Source organism: Streptomyces sp. NPDC058576 (assembly GCF_042718715.1).
Taxonomy (GTDB): Bacteria; Actinomycetota; Actinomycetes; order Streptomycetales; family Streptomycetaceae; genus Streptomyces.
Genome location: NZ_JBHXPF010000108.1, coordinates 1 through 12,979, shown reverse-complemented (window position 1 = coordinate 12,979; position 12,979 = coordinate 1). Strand labels below are relative to the sequence as shown.

The following is a 12,979-nucleotide window of genomic DNA, read 5'->3' as shown; positions in this document are numbered from 1 at the left end:
GCTGGCAGCAGCCTGCCCACGATCACTCGGCGGTACGTCAGGAAGTGGGCACGTTCATCCGTACGTGACTGGGCACGTTCACGTGTACGCCGACATAGGGCACGCCGTAGACGGCGACGGTGCCGGTGGGGCCCTCCAGCAGGACGGGGGTGGCGGTGTGGGCCGGGTCGGTCCTCAGGTGCACGCCGGTGCGGGCCAGCAGGGCGGAGCCGACTCCGAGTCGGTGGGCGGAGTCGTGGTTTCCGCTGATCATGATGGCTGGTATGCCGAGGTCGGCCATCTGGTTCAGGCCCTGGCTGAACAGGCGTACCGCGTCCAGGCTGGGGATGGCCCGGTCGTAGATGTCTCCGGCGATGAGCAGGGCGTCGACCTGCTCGTTGCGGGCGGTGTCGCAGATGTGATCCAGGATTTTGCGCTGGGCGTCGATCAGGTCTTCTCCGTGGAACCGGCGGCCCAGGTGCCAGTCCGAAGTGTGCAGAAACCTCATGCAAGGTGACCGTAGTCAGACGGTCTGAGGTGTGGGTGGGTTTTCAGATAAACATCGGTGCTTATGCGGAGATGGATGCAGATGGGAGGAAGGTTTCTGCGTCCTTCTGGAGCAGTGCCGGCGAGGCTTGGTCATCAAGCGTGATTGTCAGTGCCGGCAGGGAAGATACAGGGGTGGGAAGGAGGAGAGATGACCTCTCCGAAGTCTGCTCGTGCTGGCTGTTTTCCCGCACCGGGCGGGTGCAGGTGGTGCGGGATCGATGCTCGCTCCCATGCCCGTCAGTGGGTGGAAGCGGTGGGCTGGCATGCCTGGGAGACACCGACCGATGAGCAGCGCAAGGAGCGTATGCGGGCGCGTCGCGCGCAGCGGCCGGTGTCTGGTCAGTGAGCGAGTTCCTGCAGCTGTCCGAAGACCTCTCGTAGCTGCTGGGGAACGTCCTCGGGGGCGGTGAGCGTGGTGACCAGGCCGTTGAGCATGGCCGGCTTTCCGTTGGGGCTGGCCTCCGCCGCCTCGCTCTTGATCATGTCGAGGACGCGGGCGCTGAACTTCTTGGTGCCGCGGTGTGCGGTGAAGTCCTCGGCGCTCCAGGTCCGGGGGGCGGGCCGGGGCCATCGGAGGTTGGCGGCCGTGGCCCAGCGCTCGTCGGTGAAGAGTTCTTCCAGCTCGTTGAAGCCGAGGGCTTCGCCGACGTAGGCGACTTGCTTGTCCAGGTCGAGGCCCGCTTTGCGGAGCTTTTCGTCCTTGAAGAGCTTGTTGGAGCGGCTGTCGGCGTCGATCATCAGCATGACCGAGCGTTTGCGCTGGACGAGGTAGCGGGCGAGGTGCAGTGCTCCCTCGTTGTTCTCGCAGGCCCACAGGGCGATGCCGGCTGACTGCAGGGACAGTTTCTGGGAGAGCCGGAAGAGCAGGGGGATGCACTGCTGCTCGGTCTCCCCCTCCACGGCGAGGAAGCAGCGTTCGTGGAGCAGGACGGAGTTGCGCAGTCCCAGTGCCGCGGCGATCTGCCCGAGGTGGAAATCGATTCCGTCGTGACAGTCGTCTTCCAGGCGCTCCACGACGGTCCGGCCGCGGTCGTTGAGTCCCAGGTGGACGACGTCGGCGATGTCCACGCCGTCGATGAGGTTCATGGAGTGAGTGGCGACCATGACACTGACGTGCGGAAGGGCGCACTGCTTGCGGATGATGTCCATGACCGTGCGCTGGTGCCGGTAGTCGAGGTGGGTGTCGGGCTCGTCGTAGACGACGATTGTCTGGGTCGGCGCCTCGGCATCCGGCTCGCCCGCGGACGACAGTTCGGCCTCTGCCAGGAGGTTACTGGTCCACTCCCACACCGCGAGCGCGATACGGCGGGTGCTTCCCTGGCCGGACCGGGTCAGGTCGACGGGTTCGCCGTCGGCCCGTGACACCTCCAGCGGCGCCCTCTTGAAACCGCTCTTGAACGAAACCTCGGGCCTGACCTGGACACCGACGAACTCGCTGCAGTGCCGGCGGATGTGCTGGCACAGCGAATCGGCTTCCTTCTCCAGGCGCTGGGTGATCTCCGCCTCGATCTGCCGCACCTGCCCTTGGAGCGCCTCGTCCTCCAAATGGGTTTCGTAGCAGCTGTTCAGCGCGGTGCGCACCGCGTCGTCGGGGCGCTCGTCCTTGCCGCCGAACATGAGGAGACGGGGCAGGCGCGCCTCGAGGGTCTTGGGCAACGGCTGCCACTGCTCGATCTGCGGTGCGGTTCGGGCGTAGGAGGTGACGGCGGCGAGCAAGTCGTCCTTGAGGGAGCTGGCCGGCGAGAGGCCGAACTCCGCGACGAGGTCGGCGAGCGGCTGTTTCAGGAGCCGGTCCAGTCCGCGCAGCCGGGTGTCGGCCGGCTGCTGGCCGAAGTACTCCCAGCAGGCCGGTTCCCCGGCTCGTGCGATGCGCCGGATCCTGATCGTGCCAGGGAGTTCCGCGGGGGCGCGTTCAGCTTCGTCCAGGGTGAAGATGCCCTCGACCCATGTCTGGTCGCAGCGACGGCCGGTGGCGCCGTCGCCCTGCAGGTAGGTGCGGTCCTCGTCCGTCAGGCGGTGCACGCCCAGGAGGAAGGACAGAGCCGTCAGGACCGCGCTCTTCCCGCCGTCGTTGCGCCCGGCAAGGATGGTCGGGCAGCTGACAGGGATGTCGGCGACTTCTGTCAGTGAGCGGAACCCGGAGGCGGAGAAGCTGTCGAGGTGCACGTGAGAACTGCTCCGTATCTCCCCGGCCCGGACCGGACAGAGGTGTGGCGTGCCGATATTCCGCATGCTGATGAGGCACCTGCGCCACAAGCGCAGGACGACATATTAAGTGGTGCCGGGCAACTGCCCGGCCGTTTCAGCCAGTCACGCGAGCCGGCCACCCGGTCCTCGCAGCCCATCGATGGTCGGCCTGAGCACGCGGCGCCACAGCTTCGCTCATTTCTGGGCGGGTCCGGGGGTGTTTCCGGGTGCAGAAACGGCAGCACCAGCCGCAGCGGCGTGGGGCCTCCGACTCTGGCTACTACCTTGATTGCGTGTGCTTGTCGGCCCGTCCATCGTCGCGAGACCGTGAGTGAGCACCGCGTGCGTGTCGCGACGGCCCGCGAAGGTCGCGAGTACCGTCGCAAGGAGGACCTCGATGCGTGACGACGACGGCGCCGGCGAAGTCGCCGACCTCGTCGGCATCACCGCAAACGACACCGACATCACCGTCACACTCGTGCACTGCAAGTACTCGTCCGAGCCATCGCCCGGCGCACGCGTCGGCGATCTATACGAGGTCTGCGGCCAAGCAGCCCGCGGCGCGAAATGGCGAGAGTACGGAATCGACGCACTGCTGCGAACACTCGACCGCCACGCAGGCAAGTACGCCGCCCGCCACCCCGGCAAGACGCCGTACCTGATCGGCAGCATCCACGAGCTGTACCGCATCCGCGAACGCGCACCCCACCTGCGCCCGCACATCAACACCGTCATCGCCCAACCCGGACTGTCAGCAGCAGCGAACAGCAGCACCTCCTCGCCGGCGCCCACTCCTACGTCAAAGCCCTCACCGGAGGCACATTCACCGTCCACTGCAGCCTGTAGATCGAGCACCAATGACAGCTCACTCTGCCCGAAGCATGGTGACCGACAGGAACTGCACGCCTCTGACTCAACTACCCGAGCGGACGCCGTTGTCCTCGATTGCACAGCCGTGCCCTGGTGCCAGAGCCTGCAGGGAGTGCGCCGCCGTCCTCCGCTGATGACTCACGGGGGTGCTGGCAGGGAAGTGTAGCCCCAGCATCACGACAGCGGTGGGATGTCATGCGAGTGGGGGCGCCCGTGCGGGAACTGCAATATCTGGCAACGGCCAAGCTGGATGACTTCTACGAGCCGCCTCGCAGGGGGCTCGTTGCCCGGTTCCTGGAAGCGGAAGCCAGCGCACTGGGTGTCAGTGCGCGCCTCGCACTCGGCCCGAGGAACGCGGAGCAGCTCACGGCCGCCGAGCGGGATGCCGAACGGCTGGAGAAGGCTCTGGCGCATCTTCGGGAGAGGTACACGGCTCACACCCAAAAGCCGACAACATGCCAGGAGCTGGGAGCGGGTGCCTGGCTGGAGTTCTGCGGGCCCTTCCTCTATGGCGCGGCGGCACGGGATCTGGGGCTCCGCTACCACGACGTTTTCACCTGGAAGTTATTGGAAGAGGGCCGTTGCAAGCACCGTGACGACGAATTCTGCGGCCACATCCAGTTGCTGCTCTGCGGCTCAATGCAGCATGTACGGGACCACCGTGACCATCCGCCCAGCAGGATGGGGTCCGGCTCGGACTGGCTTCACGATCTGGCAGCGGATCTGGTCGCCCGGGAGGCCCGGGGTGATACGTCGCTGCCGAGTCTGCTGGGCTCCACTCGACTGAATGACCAGGAGTTCGCGGCTCGTTCCGCGTTCGAGATGCATGCCGATCACCGGACGGCCGGCTATCTGCGCGGGCACGCACGGGTGCTGTGCAACTTCCCGCCGGAGCCTCTGCGGCATCGGCTGATCGTCGCGACCCCCTTGTACGTCGAGACCGGGCTGCAGCGTCCGCCGTCGGATGTGGCCTCGGCCGCGCCACCCAGGACGGGATGGCTCGCACGCTGGCGCCGTCGGCGCCCGTGACTCCTGGCGGTGTACGACCGGCTGTCCCCGGGCAGCCGCACCGCTGGAGTGCCAGGTGTCGATACAGCTGTCCGGGCCTTCATCCTCAGACAGATTTCGATGGCACACGCCGAGACTCACTTGCGCAGGGCAGCCATGGTGGTCGGGCCGGTGCTCGGGAGGCTTGAGCGCCTGCACAAGAGTCCCAATATGGCGTGGACCTCTGCCTGCGAGGTGCGGCCCCAGGATGGGGCCACTCATTCCGTAACAAGGCTGGCGTCGGGCGGCAACTGTACGGGGCCCTGCTGGCCGGGCTCGATGCGGCGGCCGGTCGCGGCTAGGCGCATGCCGTGGTCGATTCCAGCCATGGACATGAAAGGGCAACGAACGTGCTGCCATCGTGGCCCCTCTGTGGCCTTCCTTCGCGGCGTACACGCGTCAGCCACGACCGGCCAGGATGACGCCCAGGCACCGCTTCACCCGGCTGTGAGGTTGGCGGCGCACCCATTGCGGCCGCTCGGGTTCAGCGGCGCCAGGTACGGATTTCCAGATGGACGATGTGTGCGTCGGGGTGGATGCGGCCGGTGTCGACCAGCCACCGGTGGATGGCCGTGGTGACATCGCCGCCCGCCGCATCGACAAGACGTGCGATGTCGGCTGCCGCGAAACCACCTGTGGTGGCGGATCCGTAGGAGCGTTCCTCGGTGTGGTCGGCGCGCTGGATGACGTCGCGGCGGATGCCGGGTGAGTCGGTGCGGCTTCCTGACACGTGGACGTAGCCGGTTTTGGCGAGGCGCACGGTGAAGGCCAGGCGCAGGCCCTGGCGGGCGGCTTCGGCGATCAACGGGCGGAGCCGGGCGGAGCCGGAGGCGATGGCTTGTGCTCCGGCTCGTCCGGTGCCGGTGCCGGTGGGGGTGATGAGGACGGCTTTGGTGCGGACGCGGGCTCGGGTGCCGCTGGCGGTGGTGCGGCGGGTGGTGTGGGGGGCGGCGATCGCGGCGAGTTCGGTGACGTCGCTGATGCCTGCGGTGTGGATGGCGGTGAGGACCTGGGTGAGGGCGGGGACGAAGGCTGCGCCCTTGTTCTTTGTGTAGAACTGGGAGACGAGGGAGGCGTCGCGGTTGATGATGCGGGCGATATCGCGTTTGGTGTAGCCGGCTTGTTGGAGTTGGTCGGCGAGGCGGGCTGCTTCGTTGCGATGCGGTGCCGGGGGGTTCCTGCGGCGCGGTGGCATCAGGCCCCCTCAGGGGTGGGCGTGGCGTGGTGGGCGGCGCGGCCCCTGTCGCGGAGGGTCAGGAGTTCGTCTTCGGTGGTGGGGGCGGTGATGGGGCCGGGGAGGTGGCCTTTGTTGAGGTAGTCGCCTGGCTGCCCGTGGTGGGGCCATGGTTGGGGCTGGGTGAGGTAGACGGCGTCGGTGCGGAAGGCGACGATCGTGCCGGGCGGGGCGTGGAGGGCTCCGGCGTAGGTGTTGTCGTCGCGGTGGCGCTGGGAGAGCAGGGCGGCGCGGGCGGAGGACCAGATGTGGGCGGCCCATTCGGGGTGGGCGTTGGGGTCGCGGGTGAAGCCGGTGGGGCGTTGCCAGGTGATGGTCTGGTCGTCGAAGCCGATGATTTCGGCGTCCGGGGGGACGTCGCGTTCCATGGTGCGGGGGGTGGTGCCGGTGACGGTGCGGGGGCGTTGGGCGAAGGCGCCGATGCCGTAGAGGAGGAGGGCGCGGACGGCGCGGGCCGCGAGGTGGGCTGCGGTGCGCTGGTCGGGGTCGCCGTTGAGGTCGGCCTGGGCGGTGAGGGAGGACCAGGCGTCCTTGAGTTTCTTGGACCAGTCGTCGAGTGGTTTGCCGTCGTCGAAGAGGATCCCGTCGAGGATCTCGATCTTCCACGGGGTGTGCGGGTTGGACAGGGCGGTGTGGATTTCGGGTCCGCCTGCCCAGGTGGTGAACGTGGTGCCGGGGGTGGCGGGGTAGTGCCAGGCGCGGTCGCCGGGGGCGGGTGCGGGGAGGATCCCGATGTGGGTCCAGGTGTCGGGGACGGTGACGCGGACGTGCCAGTGGCCGCAGGCGAACAGGGCTTTGGTCTGTTCCTTCTGGGACCAGGACGCGAAGGTGGCCGCGGTGACGCGGCGGGGTGTGCCGACTCCGGACTTCCAGGTGTGTTTGGCGTAGGCGAAGGTGCGGTCGTACTCGACCAGGGCGGGGAGCTGGGCGGGAACGCGGGGCGGGGTGATGAGTTCGGTGCGGCCCTGGCCGGCGGTGGCGTGGAAGAGGCCTCGGAGCTCTTCGGACAGGACGGGGTAGCCGTCCGCGTACTGGCCCTTGGTCGGGATGGTGCGGGTCCACAGGTCACGGCCGGTCTGGGACGGTGAGCCCATCAGGACGGCGTCGGGCCAGTGGCGGCGCAGAGCCTTCCACAGCAGGACGAACGCGTCACGGATGACGGCGGGCTCGGTGCCCTCGGTATCGAACCACTCCCCCGCTGAGCGGATTTCGACATGCTGGTCGCTTTGTTCGCGCTGGTAGCGGCCGACGGGGTTGCGGGGGTGGACGAAGTGGCCGGCCATCTTGTCCTTGCCGCGGCCGGTGTCCGTGCGCCAGCCGGGTGTGGGGGCGTTCAGCCAGGCGGCGACGGTGTCCTTGAGGAAGGGGTGCTGGTCGGCCTGGCGGTGCCAGGGGGCTCCTGCGGTGATGTAGATCCGCTCGACGCCGCCGGGCAGGACGTGGAAGACGGTGTTCAGGATTTCTGCGGCGCTGGCGGTCGGCAGGTCGATGCGGAACGTCTGGTCGCGGTGGACCAGCACACCGGTGTGCGTGTCGAGGAAGACGGTGCTGCGGGCCTGCTGGGTGAAGTTCGGGTGTGTGGAGGCGAGGTTCGCGGTGTGGGTGAACCAGCGGTTCCCGTCGGGGCCTTCGGGGATCCCGGGAAGGGTGCGCTGTGCCGTCTGGGCCGCGAGAGGAGCGACGGCGGCCGGGGCAGGCTTGGAGGGGGCTGCGGGTCGTTCGGGTTCCGCTGCCGGTTCAGGGGTGGGGCGGGTCATGGCCGGGGCGACCGTGCCCGCCTGGGAGGGGGGCTGTGGGTGTTCGGTGCCGCTGGGCAGTGCTGTGTCCCCGGCGGGTTCGGGAGCTGGGACGGCTTCGGCGGGCGGAGCTGCCGGTTCGGGCGGCAGGGGCACGGGAGCAGGGTTTGCCTGTGCTGCGGTGGTGAGGTGGTCGGGGGCGAGGATGGGGGCGATCGCCACGATGTCGGCCAGGCTGAGTCCGGCGGCGGGTGCGATGCGCTCTGCCTTCGCCTTCTCGTATCCCGCGAGCGCGGTGATCTTGCGTGCGCGGTCCGTCTCCAGTTTCTCCAGCGTGGCCTGCGTCTTCCTGATGCCGTCCCGCAGGGCGCGCAGCTCGGCCAGCTCCGCGTTGTAGGTCTTTGCGTCCATCACGATTCCTTGTGCCTGCAGGTCAGTTGGCGGAACTGCTGTGGGTGGAGACGTACGCGATCGCGCCGCTGGACTGCGAGGGCAGGCGGGTGCCCAGGAGGAGGTCCGCGATGTCCCGGTCGGTTTGCTGCGGTGCGGTCAGGTGTTTTACAGGGGTGGCCAGGTCGGTGATATGTCCGGCCAGGACTGCGTCCGGAAATGCGTGCCGGCCGCCGTTGCCTTTTTCCCAGTGGTTCAGGCTGGTAAGGACGGCCACCACGTATCCGGACAGGGTCACCGGCAGTACTCCCCCGGCCGCCACACTCGCGGCATCGCAGCGCCACCAGCCCCTCAACCGGTTGAGGAGTATGTCGGGGCCAAGACCTGCCGCGTATCCGTTCGGCTCCTGGTGGTTGTCCTCGCTGGGGCGTGCCGCGTCGACTCGCAGTACTGCAACTTCTTTGACGTAGAGGCGGTTCAAGGAGGGGTGGGCGCGCTCTTGCAGGGCTCGGACTACCCAAAGAGGTGTCATCACACGGACGCCGCGCCGGGAGAGTTCCGGGAGCACGCCTGCGGTGATGAGGCGCCGGTAGGTGGTGACGGCGCAGCCAAGCTCTTCGGCGGCTTGCCCTGTCGTGAGCAGCATGACGAGCCTTCATATCGGTCGGGGTGCCTGCTGCCGTGACGCTACCGCCACACCCACCAACTATGCACGTTACATCAGTTATCTGATTTGACTCATCTCGGCTTGTTGCACCTGCCTGTGAATTCACCGACCAAGGGGGCAACTGGCAACCGCATCTGCAGGCGACGGCGCCCGTCGCCACCGGCACCCGGAGCAGCTGAGGTATGCGCCAATCCGCCCCACCCGCCACAGGAACAGCCATTGGGCGGGGCGGTGATCAGTTCCAGTTCGAGCAGACGGCGGCCCGGACACTGCGGCCCAGCTCCTGGTCACCGCTGGCGGAAACCCCGGCCGACTGCGCACTGAGGCATCCTTTGCAGTCCTCTGCGGCGTCGCACCCGTCCCAGCCTCCAGCGGCAGGACCAACCGTCACTGCCTCTCCCGCGGCGGCGACCGCGGAGCCCCCGGCAGACTGCCGCCGGACGCACGAAGAAGGAGATCATCCGCCTTCTTCGTGCGATCGCCCGGGAGATCTTCCGCTACCTCAGCACACCGGTCAGCGCCCCGGACATCTCCGACCTTCGGCCAGCACGCCAGGCCAAGAACATCACCCTGACCACCGTCGCCGAGCACTTCAGCGTCTGGCCGGCCGTGATCTCCTGCATTGAACGCGGCACACGCCGCGACGACGACCTCGCAGGCGCCTACCGGGACTGGCTCACCGCCGCTTGACCTCGGCCGCCCGACAACGCCACGGTCCCGGGACGTGGCGTCATGGATGATGAGGCGATGTTCGTCCGCACAGAGAGCCTGCCGCAGGCCCCGCAGCAGCACATGACAGTTCGGGTTCACACCCCCATCGGGTCCGCCGTGGTGCTCTGGCGCGGTGCGTTGCAAGAAGCCGACGGCCGGCACCTCATCGAATGGACCGTCGACGCGGACATCCACTGGGGCCAGAACACCCGGCCGGCCGTTGCCACCGAGCCGAAGCTCCGGCAGGAAGGCGACCGGGTGATCATGCGCGGCCGCCTTCACTTGACCGACGACGGAGCCGCCCACCTCCAGATGGGCCACTGGTCCGTGCTTTTCGACCTGGCATCACCCATCCCCAGCAGCACGGACGAGTCCTGGGTGGAGATCAGCGTCGGAACGGAGAACGTCGCTCTTCACCCCTACCAAACCTGACCACCATCAGGTTCTCGGCTCCCTTGACTGCCAATAGGAGCATCAGCTGAGGCTGCGAGACGCGGTGAGCTGGACTTGTCGCCGGCCAGTGTGGATTCCACCACCGTCCGCACCCATCACGACGCCGCCGGGATGCAGCTCGGCGACCCCGCAAGGGCTCACCGGTCTTGAACCGCCAGATCGCACCCTCGGACTGCTGCCGCAGCCGCCCCAGTTGTCATCGGCGGCTCCGATAGCGCGGCCGACCTGGCGGGGCTGTGGCGGCGTGTTTGACAGGTCGGCCCGGGCGGGGGCGGCTCACACCTCGTTCCTCACACGCCACTCGTTGTACTCTGCCAGTCGCTGAGTCGTCCGATGAGCCAGACGAACGGCTGTGTATGGCCGGAGAGCACGCAGGTGCCCGCGATCACGCTCTCCAGCAGGCTCTCCACGTTCCGTGAACAAAGTGCGGCTGTTGCCTCATCGTCGACCAGGCGAAGCGAGCAGGCAGGCGTCGCGCCGGTGCTGCCGGGCTCTCGGGTGACCCCGTGTTCGTTGATCCGGACTACAAGATCCGCACCCTCCCCTGGCCGTACGACCGTGACTGCGAGATGTGGCGCCGGTGTGGGAAGCTCGGCCGGGTTGGATTCTGGATAGGCTGTCAACGCGTCGGCCCAGTTCGCCAGGTCGAATCGTGTGGACTTCTCGTCCCTTTCCTCTCGCAGGTCCCTGTCTTCGTGCGACGTGGGAGCTGTCGCTGCTTCCGCCTCGGCGTCGATCAGGGCCTGGAGCGTCTCGTCGACGTCCGCTCGGGTGTGGGATGCCGAGCAGATGAACCTCAGGCGGCCTCGCCCGCGTTCGACGATCGGGTAGGTCACGGCAGCGGCATGGACGCCCCGACGGAGAAGCCCTCGGGCTATCGCACGCAGCTTCTCGCCGTCGGATAAGAAGGGCGTGATGATAAGCCCGTCCCCCGTGCCGAGTTCGTAGCCGGCGTCCGAGAAACGCTGCCGCATGTAGTGCGCGGTTTCCCACAGCCTGGTCCTCAGCGTCGCCCGCAGCGACCCTGCGCAGGGCGGCCAGGGCCGCCGCCACGTCCGCCGGTGAGATGTTTGCCTGGAAGACGTACGACCGCGCCGAGGCCCTCAGCAGGGCAATGTGCTGCTCGCGGGCGGCGACCACACCGCCGATGCTCCCAAGGGCTTTGCTCACGGTAGTGAGGACGAAGTCGACCTGCTCGGTGACGCCTTCCGCCGCGCACAGTCCGGCGCCCCGCGCTCCGTAGAGCCCGAACGAGTGGGCCTCGTCCACGAGGACGAGTGCGCCGGTCTCCTTCGCGGCGGACACGGCTGTACAAGTGCGCCCCGGTCGGTCGCCGACCAGGCCGGCGTCTTGGCGGCGAAGGCCGGTGCGTACCCGGACCGGACCTGGTCCTGGAACATATCGAGTCGATCCGCGGCCCCGACGCCCTGCGGGCGCCCGCGCACCTCGCCGCCAGAGGAGTCACGGGCTCGGTAGCCGCCTTTAAGACAAGTAGAGGCCCAAGTCGAGATGTGTCGAATGGGATCGGCTTACCAGATCGCCATGAGCGAGTCGGCCTAAACTCCCTGCACAGTCGCTGCGCCTTTCCAGCGTGGCCGCCGTTCGAATGTTGGCCGTTATGCCCGCAACGGACATGGCTCAAGTGCCGTTGGACGAGGTTTAGGACATCTCAACCTGACTGCTCAGGAGTTCCGTTGGCTCCGCGTCCTGTCGCACTCGACCTGCCTCCTGCGCTGGTCGATTGTGTCACGAGGGTGTCCTTCGTCACGCGGCGAGGGTGACCGTCGCTGTAAGCGCCCGCCGCACCATCGTGCCCTCGTCGCTCTTGCCTACTTCAGCAAGCGTGCACCCGGATCGCCGCCGGGTTCGGCATATCCGTAGGCAGCGCCCACGCCTGCATGGCCACAGTCGTAAGCCTTCTAGCCGACGGGAAGCTGGGCCTGCTCAAGACTCTGCGCCGCTGCTTCAGAGGCTGCAAAGACGGGGCGGCGTACCTGTCGCGTGAGCATCCATCCGCGGCGCCCTCTACTCCAGGACGAAGGGGGTAGGGCTCTGGGTGACTGGCAGCGGGCTAAGCGCAGGGCTCATGGGCTCGCTCCACCCGCGGATGAAGAAGCAAAGGAATGCTGCAGCATACAGCGCATAGTGGGGCTCCCTGGGGTTGCGTACCGTGATCGGTGATCGGGATCGCATCTCCAGCGTCCCGTCACTCGCTCGGGTGCAGACCGAACACTGTGACTGATTTGGGGACGACTCTGCCAGGTGAGGGGGAAGAGATCAACGGTCAACTGGTGTGCGCACTTTTAGTGCGACTAGAGTTCAGGGATAGAGTTTCACCAGCCCCGCTGTAACTAACAGTGATGACCGGCTGAGGGCTTCGGGACGCATACCTCTGCCACAAGACAGCCGAATCAGGAGAACGAGAGTGCGGCAACCGGTCCAGCGGCGGTCCATAGACAAGCGGCGCGATCTGCTGGCCGCGGCCGCCGTGGTCTTCGCCGAGAAGGGGTTCTACCGGACCACGGTCGAGGACATCACGACGCTCGCCGGCGTCGGGCGCGGCGCGTTCTACCACTACTTCAACAACGGCAAGTCCGACGCTGCCACGGCGGTGGTGACGGAGGGCTTCACGATGGACGCTGCGATGCCGCAGATCCCGCGCATTCAGAGCGTGGTGGACGCCTCGATCGTCCTGGCCACGCTCACCCCCGTGGTACCGGTCGTCAAAGCAGCCGCCCGCCTCGCCACCGAGCAGGACCACCCCGCCGTCTACGGCCACCTCATCCGCCTCTACATCCCCCAGGTCACCGAGCTGATCGCGCAGGCCAAAGAGCTGGGAGAGCTTCAGCCTGGCGTGGACCCGGCTGTGACCGCGGAGGCTTGGGTCATGCTCTACTCGGGCACCGACCAGCACGCCCGCCTGGACTACCACCGACTGCCGGAGAAGATCGCGGCGGCGAACGCGGTGATCGTGCGGGGCATCGTCACCCCGGAGACAGCCCTCCAGCTCGACATGTCCGTCGCGCGCGGTGACTGGCTGGTGCGCCAGTCCCGGTGGGCCGAGGAGTACGTTCAGGGCCTCGAAGCGACGGCGTCAGGCACGGGCGGCCTGGACCAGACCTGAGCAACAGACGCAGGTGGGGCCGCGAGAGGAGT

9 protein-coding genes and 4 pseudogenes are annotated in these 12,979 nt (G+C 67.6%); 6 read left to right on the top strand and 7 right to left on the bottom strand.

Annotated elements, in window-relative coordinates; genetic code table 11:
• Positions 1 to 91 precede the first annotated feature (91 nt).
• Positions 92 to 487: pseudogene (locus ACFWRV_RS35920) on the bottom strand (exonuclease SbcCD subunit D); the annotation flags it as partial.
• A 380-nt stretch (positions 488 to 867) separates the two neighbouring features.
• Positions 868 to 2,694: an ATP-dependent endonuclease gene (locus ACFWRV_RS35915; RefSeq protein ID WP_384340319.1), complete on the bottom strand. Its 1,827-nt coding sequence runs from the start codon at positions 2,692 to 2,694 to the stop codon at positions 868 to 870.
• 418 nt (positions 2,695 to 3,112) lie between these two features.
• Between ACFWRV_RS35915 and ACFWRV_RS35910 the strand changes: the two genes are divergently transcribed.
• Positions 3,113 to 3,751, top strand: coding sequence for a hypothetical protein (locus ACFWRV_RS35910; protein ID WP_384340318.1), 639 nt, complete (start codon positions 3,113 to 3,115; stop codon positions 3,749 to 3,751).
• Positions 3,752 to 3,798: 47 nt separating this feature from the next.
• Entirely contained in the window at positions 3,799 to 4,614 is an 816-nt protein-coding gene (locus ACFWRV_RS35905; RefSeq protein WP_384340316.1) for an SAVMC3_10250 family protein, read from the top strand.
• A 502-nt stretch (positions 4,615 to 5,116) separates the two neighbouring features.
• On the opposite strand, the gene ACFWRV_RS35900 is transcribed toward ACFWRV_RS35905, so the two are convergent.
• From ACFWRV_RS35900 to ACFWRV_RS35890, 3 genes are read right to left on the bottom strand one after another with little or no spacing between them, the layout of a single operon-like run.
• Positions 5,117 to 5,827, bottom strand: coding sequence for a helix-turn-helix domain containing protein (locus ACFWRV_RS35900; protein ID WP_384340314.1), 711 nt, complete (start codon positions 5,825 to 5,827; stop codon positions 5,117 to 5,119).
• Positions 5,827 to 8,013: a hypothetical protein gene (locus ACFWRV_RS35895; RefSeq protein ID WP_384340312.1), complete on the bottom strand. Its 2,187-nt coding sequence runs from the start codon at positions 8,011 to 8,013 to the stop codon at positions 5,827 to 5,829. The genes ACFWRV_RS35900 and ACFWRV_RS35895 overlap by 1 nt, the downstream gene beginning before the upstream one ends.
• Positions 8,014 to 8,035: 22 nt before the next feature.
• The gene (locus ACFWRV_RS35890) at positions 8,036 to 8,638 is read right to left on the bottom strand and encodes a DNA-binding protein (RefSeq protein ID WP_384340310.1); all 603 of its coding nucleotides are present in this window, start codon (positions 8,636 to 8,638) and stop codon (positions 8,036 to 8,038) included.
• A gap of 280 nt (positions 8,639 to 8,918) precedes the next feature.
• On the opposite strand from ACFWRV_RS35890, the pseudogene ACFWRV_RS35885 reads away from it, so the two are divergent.
• Both ACFWRV_RS35885 and ACFWRV_RS35880 read left to right on the top strand, forming a co-directional pair.
• Positions 8,919 to 9,113 (top strand): annotated as a pseudogene (locus tag ACFWRV_RS35885) (transposase); the annotation flags it as partial.
• A 293-nt stretch (positions 9,114 to 9,406) separates the two neighbouring features.
• Positions 9,407 to 9,802, top strand: coding sequence for a hypothetical protein (locus ACFWRV_RS35880; RefSeq protein WP_384340309.1), 396 nt, complete (start codon positions 9,407 to 9,409; stop codon positions 9,800 to 9,802).
• Between the two features lie 311 nt (positions 9,803 to 10,113).
• Here the strand turns inward: ACFWRV_RS35880 and ACFWRV_RS35875 are convergent, their stop codons facing one another.
• Both ACFWRV_RS35875 and ACFWRV_RS35870 read right to left on the bottom strand, forming a co-directional pair.
• The gene (locus ACFWRV_RS35875) at positions 10,114 to 10,797 is read right to left on the bottom strand and encodes a hypothetical protein (RefSeq protein WP_384340321.1); all 684 of its coding nucleotides are present in this window, start codon (positions 10,795 to 10,797) and stop codon (positions 10,114 to 10,116) included.
• Positions 10,798 to 10,885: 88 nt separating this feature from the next.
• Positions 10,886 to 11,092: pseudogene (locus ACFWRV_RS35870) on the bottom strand (aminotransferase class I/II-fold pyridoxal phosphate-dependent enzyme); the annotation flags it as partial.
• A 425-nt stretch (positions 11,093 to 11,517) separates the two neighbouring features.
• Here ACFWRV_RS35870 and ACFWRV_RS35865 point away from each other — a divergent pair.
• A pseudogene (locus ACFWRV_RS35865) lies at positions 11,518 to 11,781 on the top strand (IS5/IS1182 family transposase); the annotation flags it as partial.
• A 467-nt stretch (positions 11,782 to 12,248) separates the two neighbouring features.
• The gene (locus tag ACFWRV_RS35860) at positions 12,249 to 12,947 is read left to right on the top strand and encodes a TetR family transcriptional regulator (protein WP_384340307.1); all 699 of its coding nucleotides are present in this window, start codon (positions 12,249 to 12,251) and stop codon (positions 12,945 to 12,947) included.
• Positions 12,948 to 12,979: the final 32 nt, after the last annotated feature.